At 65.9% G+C, this 18,816-nt stretch carries 20 protein-coding genes and 1 rRNA gene; 12 read left to right on the forward strand and 9 right to left on the reverse strand.

The window, feature by feature from the left end; all coding sequences use genetic code 11:
• From ACFC4D_RS33470 to ACFC4D_RS33490, 5 genes are all read right to left on the reverse strand, one after another.
• Positions 1-85 (reverse strand): 16S ribosomal RNA (locus tag ACFC4D_RS33470); the annotation flags it as partial.
• A gap of 451 nt (positions 86-536) precedes the next feature.
• The gene (locus ACFC4D_RS33475) at positions 537-1,127 is read right to left on the reverse strand and encodes a hypothetical protein (protein ID WP_376069142.1); all 591 of its coding nucleotides are present in this window, start codon (positions 1,125-1,127) and stop codon (positions 537-539) included.
• Positions 1,128-1,169: 42 nt separating this feature from the next.
• On the reverse strand, positions 1,170-2,012 hold the full coding sequence (locus ACFC4D_RS33480) for a ParA family protein (RefSeq protein ID WP_376069767.1): 843 nt from the start codon (positions 2,010-2,012) through the stop codon (positions 1,170-1,172).
• Positions 2,013-2,289: 277 nt separating this feature from the next.
• Positions 2,290-3,225, reverse strand: a complete 936-nt coding sequence (locus tag ACFC4D_RS33485; protein ID WP_376069144.1) for a hypothetical protein — start codon at positions 3,223-3,225, stop codon at positions 2,290-2,292.
• 116 nt (positions 3,226-3,341) lie between these two features.
• Positions 3,342-4,214, reverse strand: coding sequence for an alpha/beta fold hydrolase (locus ACFC4D_RS33490; protein WP_376069147.1), 873 nt, complete (start codon positions 4,212-4,214; stop codon positions 3,342-3,344).
• Positions 4,215-4,423: 209 nt separating this feature from the next.
• On the opposite strand from ACFC4D_RS33490, the gene ACFC4D_RS33495 reads away from it, so the two are divergent.
• Entirely contained in the window at positions 4,424-5,047 is a 624-nt protein-coding gene (locus ACFC4D_RS33495; RefSeq protein WP_375968256.1) for a hypothetical protein, read from the forward strand.
• 14 nt (positions 5,048-5,061) lie between these two features.
• Here ACFC4D_RS33495 and tuf read toward each other — a convergent pair whose 3' ends face one another.
• From tuf to ACFC4D_RS33510, 3 genes are all read right to left on the reverse strand, one after another.
• Positions 5,062-6,258, reverse strand: coding sequence for an elongation factor Tu (gene tuf / locus ACFC4D_RS33500; RefSeq protein ID WP_375968257.1), 1,197 nt, complete (start codon positions 6,256-6,258; stop codon positions 5,062-5,064).
• Between the two features lie 163 nt (positions 6,259-6,421).
• Positions 6,422-6,979 (reverse strand): RNA 2'-phosphotransferase, encoded by a 558-nt coding sequence (locus ACFC4D_RS33505; protein ID WP_376069149.1) that lies wholly within the window; start codon positions 6,977-6,979, stop codon positions 6,422-6,424.
• Positions 6,980-7,023: 44 nt separating this feature from the next.
• Entirely contained in the window at positions 7,024-7,629 is a 606-nt protein-coding gene (locus ACFC4D_RS33510) for a GNAT family N-acetyltransferase (protein WP_376069152.1), read from the reverse strand.
• Positions 7,630-7,720: 91 nt separating this feature from the next.
• Between ACFC4D_RS33510 and ACFC4D_RS33515 the strand changes: the two genes are divergently transcribed.
• From ACFC4D_RS33515 to ACFC4D_RS33540, 6 genes are all read left to right on the forward strand, one after another.
• On the forward strand, positions 7,721-8,494 hold the full coding sequence (locus tag ACFC4D_RS33515; RefSeq protein ID WP_376069770.1) for a TetR/AcrR family transcriptional regulator: 774 nt from the start codon (positions 7,721-7,723) through the stop codon (positions 8,492-8,494).
• A gap of 91 nt (positions 8,495-8,585) precedes the next feature.
• Positions 8,586-10,091: a leucyl aminopeptidase gene (locus ACFC4D_RS33520; protein ID WP_375968260.1), complete on the forward strand. Its 1,506-nt coding sequence runs from the start codon at positions 8,586-8,588 to the stop codon at positions 10,089-10,091.
• 123 nt (positions 10,092-10,214) lie between these two features.
• The gene (locus ACFC4D_RS33525) at positions 10,215-10,553 is read left to right on the forward strand and encodes a WXG100 family type VII secretion target (protein WP_376069156.1); all 339 of its coding nucleotides are present in this window, start codon (positions 10,215-10,217) and stop codon (positions 10,551-10,553) included.
• 7 nt (positions 10,554-10,560) lie between these two features.
• Positions 10,561-10,833 carry a WXG100 family type VII secretion target gene (locus ACFC4D_RS33530; RefSeq protein ID WP_376069159.1) on the forward strand — a complete coding sequence of 91 codons (273 nt, stop codon included), beginning with the start codon at positions 10,561-10,563 and terminating at the stop codon, positions 10,831-10,833.
• A gap of 160 nt (positions 10,834-10,993) precedes the next feature.
• Complete coding sequence (locus ACFC4D_RS33535) at positions 10,994-12,370, forward strand: hypothetical protein (protein ID WP_376069161.1); 1,377 nt, start codon at positions 10,994-10,996, stop codon at positions 12,368-12,370.
• A gap of 18 nt (positions 12,371-12,388) precedes the next feature.
• Complete coding sequence (locus tag ACFC4D_RS33540) at positions 12,389-12,985, forward strand: hypothetical protein (RefSeq protein WP_376069164.1); 597 nt, start codon at positions 12,389-12,391, stop codon at positions 12,983-12,985.
• Here the strand turns inward: ACFC4D_RS33540 and ACFC4D_RS33545 are convergent.
• Positions 12,975-13,301, reverse strand: a complete 327-nt coding sequence (locus ACFC4D_RS33545) for an oxidoreductase (RefSeq protein ID WP_364650579.1) — start codon at positions 13,299-13,301, stop codon at positions 12,975-12,977. The genes ACFC4D_RS33540 and ACFC4D_RS33545 overlap by 11 nt on opposite strands.
• 390 nt (positions 13,302-13,691) lie before the next feature.
• On the opposite strand from ACFC4D_RS33545, the gene sucB reads away from it, so the two are divergent.
• The 5 genes from sucB to lipA all read left to right on the forward strand — a co-directional run bounded on the left by sucB (position 13,692) and on the right by lipA (position 18,806).
• On the forward strand, positions 13,692-15,431 hold the full coding sequence (gene sucB / locus ACFC4D_RS33550) for a 2-oxoglutarate dehydrogenase, E2 component, dihydrolipoamide succinyltransferase (protein ID WP_376069167.1): 1,740 nt from the start codon (positions 13,692-13,694) through the stop codon (positions 15,429-15,431).
• Between the two features lie 8 nt (positions 15,432-15,439).
• A complete protein-coding gene (locus ACFC4D_RS33555; protein ID WP_376069170.1) occupies positions 15,440-16,339 on the forward strand; it encodes a TIGR01777 family oxidoreductase in 900 nt (299 codons plus the stop codon).
• Between the two features lie 97 nt (positions 16,340-16,436).
• Positions 16,437-16,949 (forward strand): N-acetyltransferase family protein, encoded by a 513-nt coding sequence (locus ACFC4D_RS33560; RefSeq protein ID WP_364650629.1) that lies wholly within the window; start codon positions 16,437-16,439, stop codon positions 16,947-16,949.
• Positions 16,946-17,707, forward strand: a complete 762-nt coding sequence (gene lipB, locus ACFC4D_RS33565; RefSeq protein ID WP_376069172.1) for a lipoyl(octanoyl) transferase LipB — start codon at positions 16,946-16,948, stop codon at positions 17,705-17,707. The genes ACFC4D_RS33560 and lipB overlap by 4 nt, the downstream gene beginning before the upstream one ends.
• Before the next feature lie 22 nt (positions 17,708-17,729).
• On the forward strand, positions 17,730-18,806 hold the full coding sequence (lipA, locus tag ACFC4D_RS33570) for a lipoyl synthase (protein ID WP_376069175.1): 1,077 nt from the start codon (positions 17,730-17,732) through the stop codon (positions 18,804-18,806).
• The last annotated feature ends 10 nt before the right edge of the window (positions 18,807-18,816 follow it).

Raw genomic sequence — 18,816 nt, forward strand, 5'->3', positions numbered from 1 at the left:
ACCCCGAAGGGCCTTACCGCTCGACTTGCATGTGTTAAGCACGCCGCCAGCGTTCGTCCTGAGCCAGGATCAAACTCTCCGTTGAAGACTCTCAACTCGCTCCGAAGAGCTAATTGGAAGAATTAACCAGAGTCCGAAAACCTTGGCAAAATCAAACGCCAGCAAAAGTATTTGCTGACTAAATGTCCGAACCTCCTCACACGGGGGTGTGGAAGGCCGGAACCAATAAATTATTGGCACTGACATTCATCGACACACTATTGAGTTCTCAAAGAACACACGCACACAAGATCTCACCACTCGGTAGAGCAGGGATTTCGTTGAGGCAACTTTTACAGCTTAGCCCACCCGCCGCAGCAGAACCAAATCCGCTGGTCAGGTCGAGCTAGTGTGATAGTCAGGCGCTCCTCGTACAACCTCGTTTCCCAGGCCCTTGGGGCTCCGGGTCGGTGTCCGTGTCGCTCTGACTCGAATAAAGTTACGTATCGCTACGATCAAAGTCAAATCGCCTCCTGACCTGCGGGTTTTCCGGACGATCACGATGCCGGGGTCTGCTCGTCCGCTTCCTCCCGGCGGATCTCCTCCACTTCGGCGAGAAGATCGTTCGCCAGCGCCGCGCAGTGATAGCGGGTGTAGGGGGATTGGCGGCGCATCAGGGTTCCGGTCAACTGCGCGGCCAGATAGTCGAAGTCCTGGTCCTGAAGGAGGGCGTCGAAATCGATGTCGTCTTCCAGGAGCGCGGCGAGGTCGAGGTTCCAGGACCAGACCCGGGCGGTGCGGTAGTCGGGACAGCGGGTCCACACGCCTGCAGCCTCCAGGGCCAGTCGCTCATCGGACCAGCCGTCGGGGGCATCGATATTGATGGTGATCTCGACGGCGATGCCACCCTCCTGTTGGAGCTCGGTGACATAGAGGGTCTCCAGTCCCCCGCAGTTCAAGGTGAGCAGGCGACGCCGGCCCTTGGCCTTCTCGGTCGTCGGGAGCGCGGAGACGTTCCACTGCTCGGGTTGTGTGGCGGCCGGATTCGCGATCGACGCGTGGATGTACGAGGCGACTACGCCGCGGATCTCCGGATAGACGGGATGGCTGCTCAGCTCCGCGAAGCGTGGATCCTGTTCTTGCGACACCGGATAGGAATACCAGGCTGCGCAACCGCGGTGGATCCCTGGTCAGCGACCCCAGGCGAGCTTGATTCTGGTGGTGGCCATGAAGTCCGCCGTCAGCTCGCGCAGTGCCAGGAACTGGCCACCCTGACCGTACTTCTGGCGAAGTGTGCCGAAGTCGGTGAACTCGGCGGCCGCGGCGATCTGATTCGACTCGGGGATGCGGGTGGGGAAAAGGCGCGGGAGGGTTGGGTTCTCACGCAGGGTCTCCAGGATGCGCTGATGAACCGTGGAGGAGCGGCGGTATTTGGTGATCACCACACCCAACTCGGTGATCGGCGCGGACCATGCGGTGGAGAGATGGCGCAGGTGCGATTGCAGCGGCGGGATGCTGTAGGTCGACATAACGTCGGGGATGGTGGGGATGAGATAGCCGTCGGCGATGCGCAGGCCGTTCTGAGTGATCGGGCCCAGATTGGGCGGGCAGTCGATCAGGACGAAGTCATAGCCGGAGAGCACGCCGGTCAGGGCGGCGGCCAGCACGGTGGTCGGGTCCAACGTGGTTAGACGGGCCATATCGTCTTGCAGGGCAATCAGCTTCGGGGAGGATGCGAGCAGGTCCACCGAGGTGACGGCCTGCATCGGCGATACCCCGTGCTGGACCAGCTCGGTAGCATCGCGCGGGCGGCGGCCGGCCAGGGCGTCGGCGAAGACGGCGGCGAGGGTGTGGTCACCGGAATCCAGTTCGGCGGAGCGCTTTTCGCCGACCATCATGGTGGTCAGGTTGCGCTGCGGGTCCAGGTCGATGAGCAGTACGCGCTTGCCGAACTCGGCGGACAGGATCTCGGCCAGGGCCGCTGTGGTGGTGGTCTTGCCTACCCCGCCTTTGAGGTTGAACGTGGCGACCACGTACGGACGGGCCTGGCCGGGAACGGCTTTGGTCTCCCAAATGCGCTGCGGGCGGTCGAAGTGCAGGGAGCGGTTCGGGGACTTGAGCCAGTCCCAGCCGAAACCCTCGGCCGCGATCGGCTGCGATCGCGCAGCATCATCCGGAACCACATCACCACGCAACTCCACCAAACCAGCACCCTTCATCACATCGACCGCCGTGGCGGTCGGGCATCACACTAGTTACTCGAGGTGCGCCGAGGGGGCGCGACACGAGAAGCCGTGCGCTGGTGCTGGTTCATGTCCCGATGAGTTCCGGGTAGAGGCCCGGCAGCGGTGGTAGCGGTGTGCCGCGCCGTCGCAGCGTGATGATGAGCTCTTCGATGCGGCGGGCAGCACGGAACCAATTGTCCAGGCGGTTGCGGGATTCCGTGCCGAGCACCGCTGTCGGGTCACAGCAGCAGGGCAGAAACGCCAGGTCGGCGGGATCGGTGATCGGTGCCGGGCGTGAATTCGCGGCAGCCGGGCCGACCGAGTCTCGCCACGCGCGTGCGGCGGCATCGACGGTGTCGAACGCATCGGCACGGAGTAGTTCGACAGGACCTGCGATGTATTGGCCGGACCAATCGATGGCGTTCGGCTCGAGCCGCTCATCGGGCTTGGCACTCAGGTCGAAGAGGTAGACGTGCCGATCCGTGCCACCGGGATACTCATAGCCCGCGATGAATGCGGTTCTGGCTCCATCAATGACGCTCAACCGCCAGACCTCGCCGGTGGCCTGCACTCTGCAGGTGAGCGGTAACCACGGCGGCTCGCAGTGCCCGGTGGTGGCGTCCAGCAGATCCTGCACCGGATCGATGAGGAAATCGACAGGGGCTATCGCGAGCAAGCCGTGCAATAACCACCAGGTGGATTGCTGATCCGGATCGGTGTGCGCCGCAGGATCACTCGCGCAGGCGACCACCGTGGTGACCAATTCGGTGAACCACGAGTCGAAGTGCGGGGCGGCGGTGTGGGTGTTGAGCACCCGGTGCAGTTGTTCGCCGAGCAGGGCGGCGGTCGCCTGCTCCAACTCCCTGGGGCGTTTGGCGAACAGCACGGTGCGGCGGCGACGGAGGATATTCCGAATCGACGGGTCGAACCAGGACGGGTACGCCGCCGCGCGTTCGCGGCGGCGGGCGCGGGCCGCTATCTTGGCTCGGCGCTTGGACTTTCGAGCTCTCGAACTGGGCATGCATCGAGCTAAACAGGCTGGTGGGCCCGGGTCACGCGGGATCGAAGCTTCGCGCACCAACACGCCGAAATCGAATGGCGTGTTGGATGACGCGCGAGAGCTGATCGGACAAATCCCTACTCGGACAGCGACTTCCGCAGGGCAGCGGCGAAGCCGTCCGGATCACCCTGCTGGCCGTATTCGCCACCCAGGAAGCCGGCGTGATTGCTGGGGTAGACCGTCGGCTCCACACCGATCAGCTCGGCCACGCCGAGGCCGCCGCGGTGCGCAAACTCGCCCTCGGACTCGACTCCGACCGCGATCACGATGCGGGTGGACGCGGCGCGCAGGGCATCGAAATCATGCTCGTAATGGGTGCAGGAGATCAGGTTCTGGCCGAGTAGCGCGTCAGTGCGGGTGCCGTCGTCCTCGGTGGGGAGACCGAACATGGCGGGATCGACGGGCTGATCGCCGAAATCGGCCGGAATCTCGCCCTTCAGGCCCACCACGGCGATGAACTGCGCCATCGCGGGGCCGAAACCCTTCTCCTGATAGGTCTTCGAGATGGCGGTCGTGGCGGCGAGCGCCTGCTCACGCTCCGGCAGCACCTGGGCGGCCGGGGGCTCATGCGCCACCAGGACGCGGACCTGCTCCGGGTGCTTGGCCACCAGCGCAAGGGAATTCACCGCACCGCCGCTGCTGCCGAACAGGTCGACCGGTGCGCCGCCGAGGTCGTCGATCACCCGGTGCAGATCATCGGCATGCTGATCGGGCGTGGACTCGGTGCTCGGATCGGCCTTGGTGCTGCGGCCGGTGCCGCGCGGATCGTAGGTGACGACCGTGCGATCGGGGAAACGGGCTGCGAGACTGACGAATCCGGAAGCGTCCATCGGCGACCCGACCACCAGCAGTGCGGGCTGATCCCCTGCCGTACCGGTCTCCGGCTGCCGCACGTCATAGGCGATTACCGCGCCGGGGGCTTCGACGGTGTAGGACTTGATCTCGGACATCGGGTGCTCCTTTTAGTTCGGTTGCTTAGTAGACGGGGCAGGCGAGCAGAACTAATCGGTCGGCCGAGAGGGACTCGCGACAGACGACGGTCCGTTGCGGTGGATCACCTGGCAAACACTCGGCGAGTCTGCGTGGGCAGACTGCCCGGGTGGTGCTTTCATGGGGCGGTTTAGGGAAGCGGTACAGCACAATCCGAGGAGATCCGATTATGCGTGGAAGCCGTTCTACTCGTCGTATTGCCGCCACGGCCGTGGCGGCTGCGGCATTTGTCGGAATCGCGAGCGCGCCCGCCAGCGGCGCGCCGGCGTTCGATTGGACCGCGGCGATTCAGGGATTGCAGGCCACCGCGGCCGGGAATCCGGTTGCCGAGCAAGCTGTCAGCAGGCTGATCGCGTCGGGGCAGCGAGCCGGGGAGGTGGCGCTTCCCGCGCAGCCGTTCCAGATTCCGGCGCAGTCCGATATCGGGCGCGGGGATGGGCCCGGGGTGACCGGATCCGGGATCGCGCTCGGGACCGATGGGTTCCGGTTCGGGTTCTTCGGCGGGCCGGGGACCATTTCGCCGAATCAGGGCGGGGCGAAGCTCGAGGTGATGTGGTTCAACCTGTCCAACGGTCGCAGCGGGACCAATCTGCTGATCGAGCATCAGGATGTGCCGGTGGACACCACGATTCGCACCGCGGTCATGGATCCGGGGCCGGGGATGATCGTGGCCGCGGTGTACGGCAGCGTGTGGCATCGCTGGTCCGTGCCGGTCAGCGATGCCAATCCCGATGGGTTCGCGTATCAGAAGAGCACGATCTCGGTGCCCTCGTTCGGAGCGGTCTACAACTGACGCGCGGGTGCGGGCTACTTGATGATCTTGGTGATTTGGCCCGCACCCACCGTCCGGCCGCCCTCTCGAATGGCGAATTTGAGGCCCAACTCCATGGCGATGGGCTGGATCAGCACCACCGACATGGCGACATTGTCACCGGGCAGCACCATCTCGACATCCTTGGGCAGCGTCACCACGCCCGTGACATCCGTTGTGCGGAAATAGAATTGGGGACGGTAGTTGTCGAAAAAGGGGGTGTGACGGCCACCCTCCTCCTTTGACAGGATGTACGCCTGGCCCTCGAATTCGGTGTGCGGAGTGACCGATCCGGGCTTGATGACACATTGTCCGCGCTCCACGTCCTCGCGTTTGATACCGCGCAGCAGCAGGCCGACGTTCTCGCCCGCACGGCCCTCATCCAGGAGTTTGCGGAACATCTCGATGCCCGTGACCGTGGTTTTCGTTGTCCTGGGCCGGATTCCGACGATCTCCACATCGGAGTTCACCTTCAGCACACCGCGTTCGATACGCCCGGTGCACACGGTGCCGCGACCGGTGATGGTGAAGACGTCCTCGATCGGCATCAGGAACGGCTTGTCCACCTCACGGACCGGGGTGTCTATCCAATTGTCCACCGCGTCAAGGAGATCGGTGATGCCGCTCCCCCATTCGCCGTCCGGATGCTCCAGCGCCTGATAGGCCGAGATGCGCACCACCGGGGTGCTGTCACCGTCGAAGTCGTATTCGCTCAGTAGTTCGCCGACCTCCAGCTCGACCAGTTCGAGGATCTCCTCGTCTTCGACCATGTCGCACTTGTTCAGTGCCACAACCATTTTCGGCACGCCGACCTGGCGGGCAAGGATGACGTGCTCCTTGGTCTGCGGCATCGGGCCGTCCGTCGCGGCGACCACCAGGATCGCGCCGTCCATCTGGGCCGCGCCGGTGATCATGTTCTTCACGTAGTCCGCGTGCCCGGGGCAGTCCACATGCGCGTAGTGCCGGTTCTCGGTCTGATACTCCACGTGCGCAATGGAAATCGTGATTCCGCGCTGACGTTCCTCCGGCGCTTTGTCGATGGCGTCGAAGGGCGTGAACGGATTCAGATCCGGATATCTGCTGTGCAGCACTTTGGTTATCGCGGCGGTGAGCGTCGTCTTGCCATGGTCGATATGGCCGATGGTGCCGACATTCACATGCGGCTTGGTGCGCTGGAACTTCGCCTTCGCCACGGAGACCTCCTGTGCGATCCGAGGCGGGCACTCCATGGTCGTGGACACCGCGCGGTATGCCCGACAGCGGTGTCATATCCAGGGTATTTGCCGCATCCGGGCGGCGGGTTCGGATCCGGGTCAATCGGACGTCGATGCGGATTGACGGCTCGCGACGGACCGATTACCGGGGCGTGGGCAGCAATTCGAGGAATTGCGGCGGCACCGCGTCCACCAGCCATACGCCATTGCCTGTGACGAAGAATTCGTGACCGGCGGCCCGCATGGCGACCGTATCGACCCGCAACACCGCCGGACGGCCATGTCTGCCACCGACATTCACCGCGGTGGCGGTATCGGCGGACAGGTGCACCGCATGCCGCCGCATGGGCAGTAGACCCTCGGCCATGATCAGGCCGAGGGTGCGTTCGGCGGTGCCGTGATAGAGGATTTCCGGCGGATCGGCGGGTGTGTACCCCAGGTCGACCTCGATCGAATGGCCCTGGCGGGCGCGAATCGAGGTGCCGGAATCGTCGAATTCGAAGCGTTTCTTATTGTTCTGCTCGACCACCAGGTCGAGCTGGGTGCGGGTGAAACCGCGATTGTGCGCGGCGGCCTGGCGCAGCAGGTCCTGAACCCGCACCCACCCCGCCTCGTCCGGGCGCAAGCCGATGGCATCCGGGTTGTGCCGGAGCCAGCTCGACAGGCGTTTGGACAGGCGGACCATTTCTTTCTCATTCATGTTCGGCCCACCGTCTCGCATCGGCGGGCCGGACGCAACCGAATTCAGCTCTGAAACCACATGGGGCGCAAGGTCGGACCGTCATCGGGGAGCACGATCTGATCGCCGATGCGGGCGAAGCCGCAGCGCTCGTACAGGCGCTGCGAACGCTCGGTGCTGGCTTCCAGATACGCGGGGGTGGTGGCCGATTTCACGCGGTCGGTGATGATGGCCGCGCCCGCGCCCTTACCCCGAAACTCCGGGAGAGTCACGATGACCTGGAGGTACTGGTGCGGGAACTCGCGGGGATGACGCGCGGCCAGGGCCGTGGTGACCGCGGTGATGCGCTCGAACGGGCGGCCCGGCACCTGTCCGGCGAGGGCGCGCAGTTCCGCGGCTTCGGCCTCGAAGCGGTCCGCGGAGGTGACCGTCTGCCAGATCGACACCGCCCAGATATCGGAGCCCGAACCCGCGAGCCAGACCTGATCCTCCTTCAGGGCATTGGTGATCATCTCCGGAGCGCGTTCGTTGCGGAAGTACTCGACGGCCTCGGGGCTGTCCTCGAGGACCCAGGCGGTGACCGCCTCATCGAGTGCGGCGCGGGCGAAGACGCGCGCCACCTCGGTCGCCTCGGACAGTTCGGCGCGACGGACCCGCGGCTGGTTCTGCATGCTTTTCCTCCTCGGTGCGAACGGTGTTCCGATTCCCAAAGTAGGGGTCGATACGAGGGTTTACGACCAATTCGTCACACTTGGTGGTGTGATGAAATGCGTGGTGTGCGGTGCGGAGATTCCGCAGCGGGAACGCGGACGGCGGCGGCAATACTGCTCGCGGTCCTGCCAGGCCCGCGCGTACCGGGGGCGCAAGATCGCGACTCCCCCGCAGCGCAGGGTTCGGCCGGAGCGCCTCACGAATGTCGGAATTGTCAGGGCGGCAATCGAATTGGCGGATCGGGACGGGATCGACGGACTGTCCATGCGGCGGCTGGCGACCGAGCTCGGGGTGGCCACGACCGGACTGTATCGGCATTTCGCCGATCGAGACGCGCTGCTGGCGGAGATGGCCGAATACGTGATCGGGGCACGGCCCGCACCCGCCGCCGCACCGGGATGGCGGGCCCGGCTCACCGCCGAGGCGGTCGCGGAATGGCAGCTCTACCAGTTGCATCCGTGGATGCTGCCGGTGCTGGCCCAGACTCGGCCGCCGCTCGGGCTCGCGCTGCTGGACACCCTGGAGCGGTCATTCGCGGCGCTGGATCTGCCGGGGATGAATCGGGACATCATGCTGTCGATCTATCTGTCGCTGTCGGGGCTGGTACAGGGGCTGGCACTGCTGCCCGGATCGGAACGGACGCCCGTGGGGGTGAGTTCGGAGCATCCGATGCAGCTCGTCACGCCCGAGACGCATCCGACGCTCGTGCGCTATCTCGCCGATGACGCGGACGGGCTCGATACGGACTTCGATCGATTGCTCACCGAGGGCATCGAGTTACTGCTCGACGGTGTCGAAGCCCGCTATTTCGCGCCGCGGGCATAACGGCCCGACCGGGGCGTATCGCGTTCACCGGGAGCGAATACGGGGCGCGCCGGGCGGGTGGGCGCGGGGGTCGCGCAGTAGCCTGGGGCGCATGACAGCTGTTGCAGATCGTTCGCTCGGGCCGGAACTGGTGCGCACCGAGAGCCTCGGCGCGGCCGATGCTCTGGTCATCGGACTCACGTCGTCGGAGGACGGGCCGGTTTTCGCGCCCGCGGACGCGTTCGAAGATGTACTGGATGCCGATACGCGTGCGGCGCTGCTGAGTTCGCTGCGGGCGGTCGGGGCCAAGGGCAAATCCGAGGAGATCACCCGGGTGCCGGCGCCGAGTGGGCTGGATGTGGATTTCGTGCTCGCCGTCGGGCTGGGCGCGGTGGAGAAGATCGACGCCGAACAGGTGCGCAAGTCCGCGGGTGCGGCGGCGCGGGCGCTGACCGGGGTCGGGACCGCGGTCACAGTGCTGTCCGGGGTGGATTTGGGTGCGGCGGCCGAAGGGTTCTATCTCGGGGCGTACCAGTTCACCGCGTTCCGGTCGGCCAAGAGCGCGCCCAAGGCCGATGATCAGCCGGTGCGGCGGATCGAATTCCTGGTGCCAGACGCGGGATTCGGGGAAGAGGAGCTGTTCCGGTCGCAGGCGATCGCCGAAGCCGTCGCCACCGCACGGGATTTCGTGAATACGCCGCCGAACGAGCTGTTCCCGGCCGAATTCGCGGATCGCGCAGCGGAATTGGCTGCCGCCGCCGGGTTGCAGGTGGAGATTCTCGATGAGAACGAGCTGGCGGCCAAGGGGTACGGCGGGATCATCGGGGTCGGCAAGGGGTCGTCGCGGCCGCCTCGGCTGATTCGCATCACCTATGCGGGCGGGGATCAGCGGGTCGCGTTGATCGGCAAGGGGATCACGTTCGATACCGGCGGCATTTCCATCAAGCCCGCGCAGAGCATGGAGAATATGACCTCCGATATGGGCGGGGCGGCGGCGGTCATCGCCACCACGCTGCTCGCGGCTCGGCTGAGCCTGCCGATCACGGTGACCGCCACGGTGCCGATGGCGGAGAATATGCCGTCCGCCACCGCGCAGCGGCCGGGTGATGTGCTGGTGCAGTACGGCGGGACCACCGTCGAGGTGATCAATACCGATGCCGAGGGGCGGCTCATTCTCGCCGACGCGATTGTGCGTGCGGGAGAGGATGATCCGGATTACATCATCGATGTCGCTACCTTGACGGGGGCGCAGATGGTGGCGCTCGGCACCCGGACGCCGGGTGTCATGGGGACCGATGAGTTCCGGGATCGGGTGGCTCGGATTTCGCAGTCGGTGGGTGAAAACGGTTGGGCCATGCCGCTTCCCGCCGAACTGCGCGGGGATATCAACTCCAAGATCGCGGATCTGGCGAATGTCGCTCCGCATCGGTGGGGTGGAATGCTTTCCGCCGCACTGTTTCTCAAGGAGTTCGTGCCGGAGGGTGTGCAGTGGGCGCATCTCGATGTCGCGGGGCCGGCGTACAACACCGGTGGGGCGTTCGGGTACACGGGTAAGGGTGGGACGGGTGTGCCGGTGCGCACGCTCATCGCTACGCTCGAGTCGATTGCCTCTGAGTAACTGAAGGTCGGCAGGGCTGCTTCTGGCAGCCCTGCCGTGGTGTTGAAATTCCTACAATCTGGCTATTCACATGCGGGGCAGAATATTGCCCACTTGTCGCCCGCAACAGCTAATCTCGTGTGCGTGGGCATTGGGGTGGATGTCGATCCGGTCGAGTTGCGTGCTGCGGCCGATGCGTTGGAGGGGTCCGCGCGGGAGCTGAGCGAGCGCGTCGATTCGCATATGCGTGCGGTGCGGGAGTTCATCGGCGGGGAATGGGTTGGGGCGGCGGCCGGGTCGCATGAAGGACCGTGGGCCGAGTGGGAGCGCGGCACTCGACGGATCATCGACTCGTTCCATGCTGATGCGGGGCTGCTACGACGAGCCGCCGGGGAGTTCGAGGCGCACGATCGGTCGTGGGCGTCAGCCGTCGAGTCGGCGGGGGCGAGTCTGGATCTGCCCGGGGCGGTGAGCCTTGGGTGACTATCGAGTGGATCTCGATGGGCTGCAACGGCTCATAGACGCTACGGCCACGCTGGAAACATCGATCGAACAGCAGGTCCGGACGATCGAAGAGCGCGTCGACGCGTTGCATGTGGCCTGGACCGGTGAGGCAGCCGCCGGGCATCGCGCCGCGCATGACGCGCGGGTCGCAGGTGTCGCTGAAATGCGCGGGGCCCTTGGCGAATTGCGCGGCAAGCTGCATACCGCCCGGGACTCCTATCGCGCGGTCGGTGAGACCAACCTCGGAATGTGGCCGTGAGCGCGCAGGGAGTCGGCCATGGCGAGGCGTGCCGTGAGCAACGATGCTCGAGGTGGCCGTGAGCGCGCCCGCGGTCCCGCTCATCCTCTGCCGAGCCACCGAGTACCGCTCCGCCGCAGAGGTATTCGGCACCATCGCGCAGGACGCCGCCTCCACTCACATGGCCCTGCTCGGCGTCCTCAACGCCGGAGCGGGCATGGCAGGCAGCGACAGCATCGGCCAATCCTGGGCCGCCGCATACGACGAAGCCACAGGACTCGCCCTCGCCACCTCCGAACGCCTGATCACAGCGTCCGCCACCACCGCCGACCTCATAACCACCGGCGCGCACAACCACGAAACAGGCGAAGCCGCCGCGAATTTCAACGACCTGACTCCCCCACCCGCTCCCCCGGCCTGGCCGGTCCCCTGCGTAATTCCCCAAGCCCTGCCGGCCGCAGGCGACGGCATCCCCGAACCCTTCGGCTGGTCCTTCATCAAAGACCTCGTCGGCGCGGCCTGGCCCAGCGGCCACCAGGACAAACTCCGCGAAGCCCAAACCGCCTGGCTCACCACCGCCGCCGACCTCCGCACCCTCGCCCTCCGCATCCCCGACGCGTTATCCCTCCTCAACAACCAGCAATCCCCCGAAATCCCCACCGCCATCTCCACCTGCACCGACCGCCAATCCGACCTGCACACCCTCGCCGACATCTGCCAATCCCTCGCCGAAGCCTGCGGCACCTACGCCCAGCACCTCGACCAAGCCCACCACCAAATCCTCGAAGAACTAAAAGAATTCGCCGTCGAAACCGCCTTCGCCGAAACCCTCTTCGCCGTAGCGATCCCCCTGACCGGCGGCCTTTCCGAATTCGGCAACGTCGCCCTCGCCGCCCGCCTCACCTACAAAGCCGAGCGCGTGGCCACCATAATCAGCGAACTGGCCACCCGCGCAACCGCAATCACCGCCAGAACGTTGACGCCTCTCACCGCGCGCATCGGACCACTGCTGGCAAAGATCCGAAAGTGGGTGGAAGAAGCACAGCCCAAGCTGGTTTCCATCAGCCGACGCGCCGTACCGGTCCGAACACTGAGAACTACCTCGATGGATCGCCGATACCTGGGCGAACAGCTGCCGGGGAACTCCGTATGGCCGGGCCAACAGGTGACCTATCTGAATGCTGAAGAGCGACAGCGGTTTCAGCTGTTCATTCGCGATGGAAAAATGTACGACGCGGATGGCAATCTGTTCGACACCACGCTTGCGGCGTCTCACTGGAACGGCGCAGGCAAAGCGATCTTCGTGATGGACAAGAACGGTAGTATCTACGCGTCGCTCTACCATGGTCCAGGCGAGTTCCACCATTCCAGTTTCCTTGCGGGAGCGCCTGTTGCCGGAGCCGGTGAGCTTCAGGTGGCAAACGGAGAACTCCGATTGATCACCGATGCCAGCGGTCACTACCGGCCCGGACCCGATTTCACGAAGCAAGTAATCGAAGAGATGCGACGACAGGGTTTGACGATCGATCCAGCGCAGATCATCACGACGCCGAGATGACGTGGAGGCCAAAGAACAATGACCCAGCAGTGGCGCGGCGTCGTGAACGCCGTCCTCTACGGTGTGCAATTCTCCGATACCCTCGGACCCGAGGAAGTGAGTCGAGTATCGACTGCATTGCTCACCGGACCACTGGGGGCCCTCACTCTCGACGAGAAGTACGGGGCTTTGGTAGCAGCCCTTGAGTCGAATGAGGAGCTGGACACCGTTGTTCGGATCAAGCACTCGGAATCCGAGCTGCGGGACTTTCTCGGCAGAGTCGTCACAGAGCTCGACGGGAGGCGTCCATGGACCGAGCCGGCATTTCGCGAACTGCCGCTATCCGAGTGGACGCGTTTCTCCGGATTCGCCCCCGTAGCTCGGGTCGATCTCGCGTGGCCCGCCATTCAAGGTCCACTGCGCCGAATGCTCAAGAAACCGGCGGGGGACGATCGCTACTGGCTGCTGCTCCGAATGAGGTCGGGAACCGAAATCGCACTCGTCTGGCCGGGTTGGGCGGGCGAATCCGCGACCGCGCTGCTGGCGGATCAGGCGACACCTGCGCGGAATGTCGTCGAGGAAGTTCTGGGCGCGACAGCGCTCACTCCGTCGAATATTTCGATCATCAATCGCTGAGCCGGGCGCGTTGTTGTTCTATGCGGCGGCGGGCGTCGTGGTCTCGCATGCGTTGGGGGTAGCCGGTTTTGCGGACGTCGTAGACGGGGATGTTCAGGGTGGTGGAGAGGCGGTGGGCGCCTCGTTCGCCTACTACTCGGCGGGTCCATTCGCCGTCGTGGGCTACCAGGACGGCGGTTACGTCGGTGACCGTGGTGCGGGGTTCTATGAAGGCTTCTACGCCGTGGTGTGACCTGGTCCAGGTGATGAGGTGGGTCAGGTCGGACGGGGTTGTGGTCTTCGAGGAGCTTCGGGATAGGAAATCCAGGAAACTCATGGGGTGCCTCCTTCCCGGACGGGTGGGGCGCCGCCGGTAATTCGATATTGCCAGCGGTGGGAATGGGTGGACAGGGGGTGGCGGGGGTTCGAAGGCGCTGCTCAGGGACTTCTTGGGTGGCGTTCAGGAGCGGGCGGCTATTACCGCTGTTGGAATGGCGTTCGAGGGCCTCACCATCGGGTTTGTGACGCCGCGAGGTTCGGGGAAGGGCCGCCCTGTGACACGTTGCACGCGGCGGAGTGCAAGGATGGCAGCTGGAACAAGAACCAACATGGATCTCCGGATGCCACAGAATGATCGGTGGCGGTTGGACCCACATCGCGACCCGCGATGAAAGTCCGCCGGGGACAAACTGTTTAACCCGACGAGCAGTCAGAGGAGTCAACGGACATGGCCTTCTCCGTCCAGATGCCAGCTCTTGGTGAGAGCGTCACCGAGGGCACTGTGACCAGGTGGCTGAAGCAGGAAGGGGACACGGTCGAGGTCGACGAGCCGTTGCTCGAGGTATCGACCGACAAGGTCGACACCGAGATCCCGTCTCCCACCGCCGGCGTACTGGTCAAGATCGTGGCGCAGGAAGACGATGTGGTCGAGGTCGGTGGCGAACTCGGCGTGATCGGTGACGCGGGCGAGGCTCCGGCCCCCGCTGCCGCCCCGGCTCCGGCCGAAGCACCTGCACCTGAGCCCGAACCCGCCCCGCAGCCAGAGGCCGCCGCACCGGCGCCCGCTGCCGCAGCCCCCGCACCCGCCGCCGAAGCCGCTTCCGGCACGCCGGTGAAGATGCCCGAACTCGGCGAGTCCGTGACCGAGGGCACCGTCACCCGCTGGCTCAAGCAGGTCGGCGATTCGGTCGCGGTCGATGAGCCTTTGCTCGAGGTCTCCACCGATAAGGTCGACACCGAGATCCCTTCGCCCGTCGCCGGCACGCTGCTGGAGATCACCGCGCAGGAAGACGATGTCGTCAATGTCGGCGGTCAGCTCGGCGTAATCGGAAGTGGCGCACCGGCTGCCGCTCCCGCGCCCGCCCCGGCGGCACCCGCTCCGGAACCGAAGCCCGCCGCTGCTGCCCCGGCTCCCGCGGCCGCCGCACCGGCTCCCGCGCCCGCCCCGGCTCCGGCGGCTCCGGCCCCGAAGCCCGCCCCGGTTCCGGCCGCGGCGACCCCGGCGGACGAGCCCTCCACCAATGGCGGCGGCCCCTACGTGACCCCGCTGGTCCGTAAGCTCGCCACCGAGAACGGCGTCGACCTCGCCACCCTCACCGGTTCCGGTGTCGGCGGCCGCATCCGCAAGCAGGATGTGCTCGCCGCCGCGGAGGCCAAGAAGGCTCCGGCTCCCGCCGCTGCCGCACCGGCCGCGGCTGCTCCGGCCGCCGCGCCCGCCGCCGCTGCCCCGAAGTCGGACCTGGCGCACCTGCCCGGCACGGTCCAGAAGGCCAGCCGGATCCGCAAGATCACCGCGGCCAAGACTCGTGAGTCGCTGCAAACCACGGCGCAGCTCACCCAGGTGCACGAGGTCGACCTCACCAAGGTCGTCGCACTGCGCACCAAGGCCAAGGAAGCGTTCAAGGCGCGCGAGGGCGTGAACATCACGTTCCTGCCGTTCTTCGCGAAGGCGGCGATCGAGGCGCTCGGGGTGCACCCGAACGTCAACGCCTCCTACAACGAGGAGACCAACGAGATCACCTACCACTCGGTGGTCAACCTGGGCATCGCCGTGGACACCGAGCAGGGTCTGCTCTCGCCGGTCATCCACAACGCCAACGACCTGTCGCTGGCGGGCCTGGCGCGCGCCATCGCCGATATCGCCAACCGGGCGCGCAACGGCGGCCTCAAGCCGGACGAGCTGTCGGGCGGTACCTTCACCGTCACGAATATCGGTTCGCAGGGCGCGCTGTTCGACACCCCGATCCTGGTTCCGCCGCAGGCGGCGATGCTGGGCACGGGCGCGATCGTCAAGCGCCCCATGGTGATCAGCGATAGCGGCAGCGAATTCATCGGCATCCGCTCGATGGCCTACCTGCCGCTGACCTACGATCACCGGCTCATCGACGGCGCCGACGCGGGCCGCTTCCTCACCACCATCCGGCACCGGCTGGAAGAGGCGGCCTTCGAGGGCGACCTCGGCCTGTAAGGGTTGGTATGAAAGTCGTGGTCGCCGGTTCCTCCGGATTGATCGGGACGGCGCTCGTCGCGGCCCTGCGCCGCGACGGACACCAGGTGGTTCGCCTGGTGCGCCGTCCCGCCCACGCTCGCGATGAATTCCAGTGGGATCCAACGCGAGCCGACCTCGACGATCGTGCGCTGCGTGATGCCGACGCCGTGGTGAATCTCTGCGGCGCCGGTATCGGGCGACGGCGCTGGAACGGCAGTTACAAACAGGAATTGCGCGACAGCCGCGTCGTTCCGACCGATGTATTGGCTTCCGCGGCAGCAACCGCGGGGGTGCCGACGCTCGTGAACGCGAGCGGCGTGCACTACTACGGCGGTGGCAGCGGCGATCGCGTCATGACCGAGAGTTCGCCCGCCGGAACCGGATTCCTGGCCGGACTGTGTCAGGACTGGGAAGCCGCGACCCGCCCCGCCGCCGAAGCGGGTGTGCGCACGATTCTGTTGCGCAGCGCGGTCGTGCTCGCCAAGCAGGGCGGCATGCTCGCAATGCTCTATCCCCTTTACTTTTTGGGCCTCGGCGGCCGATTGGGCAGTGGGCGGCAATACGTTCCGTGGATCTCGCTCGATGACGAGATCGGCGCGATAATCTTCGCGCTCACCAATGAGTCCCTGAGCGGCCCGGTCAATATGGTCGGCCCGGCACCGGTGACGAACGCCGAATTCACCCGCGCGATGGGCCGCGCCCTGCATCGGCCGACCCCGCTGTTCGTGCCCGCGTTCGCGCTGCGCGCGGCGGTCGGCGAATTCGCCGAAGAGGGAATCCTGCACGGCCCCAGGGCGATTCCCACCGCGCTCGAAGAAGCGGGCTACCCCTTCCAGCATCACACCATCGGCGCGGCGCTGGCCGCCACGGTCGGTCACCGCTCCTGATTCACGCCGCTGTGACGGGCGCGATACAGATCACACGGGGTGCGCGGATAGCGTGTTGCGGGTGAGCAATGAGACCTCTCAGCCGGTAGCCACCGAACTGCTGGTGCGCGATGCGCGGGAAAGCGATCTGCCGGAGATCCTGGCGATCCACAACAACGCCATCGCCGAGACCACCGCCATCTGGGATACCGAACCGGCCGACCTCGCCGAACGGCAAGCCTGGTTCGATGCGCGGACCGCCGCCGGATGCCCGATCCTGGTCGCCGAGATCGACGGCGCGGTCGCCGGGTACGCCAGCTACGGCCAGTTCCGGCCCAAGTCGGGTTACCGCTTCTCCGTGGAGAATTCGGTGTACGTCGCCGATCGTTTCCACCGGCGGGGAGTGGCGAAAACGCTCATGACCGAACTGCTGGAGCGGGCGCGGCGCGGGGACGTGCACGTCATGATCGCCGCCATCGAAACCTCCAACCAGGTCTCCATCACCCTGCACGAGAAGTTCGGCTTCGCGATCGTCGGGCAGATGCCTCAGGTCGGGCAGAAGTTCGGCCGCTGGATGGACCTGACGCTGATGCAGATCATCCTCGACGATGGCGTAGCGTCGCAGAGGTGAGCGACAGCAAGACGGTCACCGCCCCGGCACACCGTGGGGCATCGGCCCGGTTCGACAGCACACCCCTGCTGGTCCAGGAACTGGGTCTGATCGAGTACACGCGGGCGTGGGAGTTGCAGCGCGGCATTGCCGCCGAGCGCGCCGACGGCATCGGCCAGGATCGGCTGCTGCTGCTCGAGCATCCCTTCGTCTTCACCGCCGGACGGCGCACCGAGGCCCAGGATCTGCCCATGGACGGCAGCCCGGTGGTGGAGGTCGATCGAGGCGGGAAAATCACCTGGCACGGGCCGGGGCAATTGGTCGGCTATCCGATCATCCGGCTTGCCGAACCGGTCGACGTGGTCAAGTACGTGCGCCGGTTGGAGGAAGCCCTCATCCATGTGTGCGCGCAACTCGGGCTGGAAACCGGTCGGGTGGAAGGGCGTTCGGGTGTGTGGCTGCCCGCCTCGGAATTCCTGCCCGAGCGCAAGGTCGCGGCCATCGGTGTGCGGGTGCAGCGCGGGGTGACCCTGCACGGGGTCTCACTGAACTGCAATTCCTCGCTCGACGGTTTCAACGCGATCGTGCCGTGCGGTATCCGCGATGCCGGGGTCACCACGCTGACCCGCGAGCTCGGCCGCGAGATCACCGTCGCCGAGGTGAGCCCGCTGGTCGCCGAGGCCATCGCGCGCGCCCTCGACGGCGATCTGCCCATTACCGAACACCATCTGCCCAGGACCGCCGCCGTCACCCCACCGGTGGCCGTCAAAGCCGAATGATCACGAGCGTAGGGTGAGTTGAGTGACCTCCGTCGATACCCCGACATCGAACACCCCCGATCCCGCCGCACCCCGGCCGGGCTCGACCGCCGCCTCCGCACCCGCCGGACGCAAACTGCTGCGCATCGAGGCGCGTAACGCCGAGACCCCGATCGAGCGCAAACCCAAGTGGATTCGCACCAAGGCGACCATGGGCCCGGAGTACACCGAGCTCAAGGGCCTGGTGAAACGCGAAGGGCTGCACACGGTTTGCGAGGAAGCGGGCTGCCCCAACATCTTCGAATGCTGGGAGGACCGCGAGGCCACCTTCCTCATCGGCGGTGAACAGTGCACGCGGCGCTGCGACTTCTGCCAGATCGACACCGGCAAACCCGCCGCACTCGATCGCGACGAGCCCCGGCGCGTGGCCGAATCGGTGCAGGCCATGGGACTGCGGTACTCGACCATCACGGGTGTCGCCCGCGATGATCTGGAGGACGGCGGCGCCTGGCTGTACGCGGAGACCGTGCGCGCGATCAAGCGGCTGAACCCGCACACCGGCGTCGAACTGCTGATCCCGGATTTCAACGCCGTGCCCGAACAGCTCGAAGAGGTGTTCTCCACTCGTCCCGAGGTGCTCGCGCACAATCTGGAGACGGTGCCGCGCATCTTCAAGCGGATTCGCCCGGCGTTCCGGTACGGGCGGTCGCTCGCGGTGCTCACCGCCGCGCGCGAGGCCGGGCTCGTCACCAAGTCGAATCTGATCCTCGGTATGGGCGAGACCCCCGAGGAAGTCACCCAGGCCATGCGCGATCTGCACGAGGCCGGATGCGACATTCTGACCATCACGCAGTACCTGCGGCCGTCGCCGCGGCACCATCCCGTCGATCGCTGGGTGAAGCCGGAAGAGTTCGTGCAGCACTCGGATATGGCCAATGAGATCGGTTTCGCCGGTGTCATGGCGGGTCCGCTGGTGCGTTCCTCGTACCGCGCGGGCCGGTTGTACGCGCAGGCGATGGAGCATCACGGGCGCGAAATCGCCCCGGAGATGGCGCATTTGGCGCAGGGCGGCGCGGCTTCCCAGGAGGCCACCAGCGTGCTCGCACGCTTCGGTTCCTGACGGGACCGCC

It is taken from the genome of Nocardia sp. NPDC056000 (genome assembly GCF_042269265.1).
Classification (GTDB): Bacteria; Actinomycetota; Actinomycetes; order Mycobacteriales; family Mycobacteriaceae; genus Nocardia.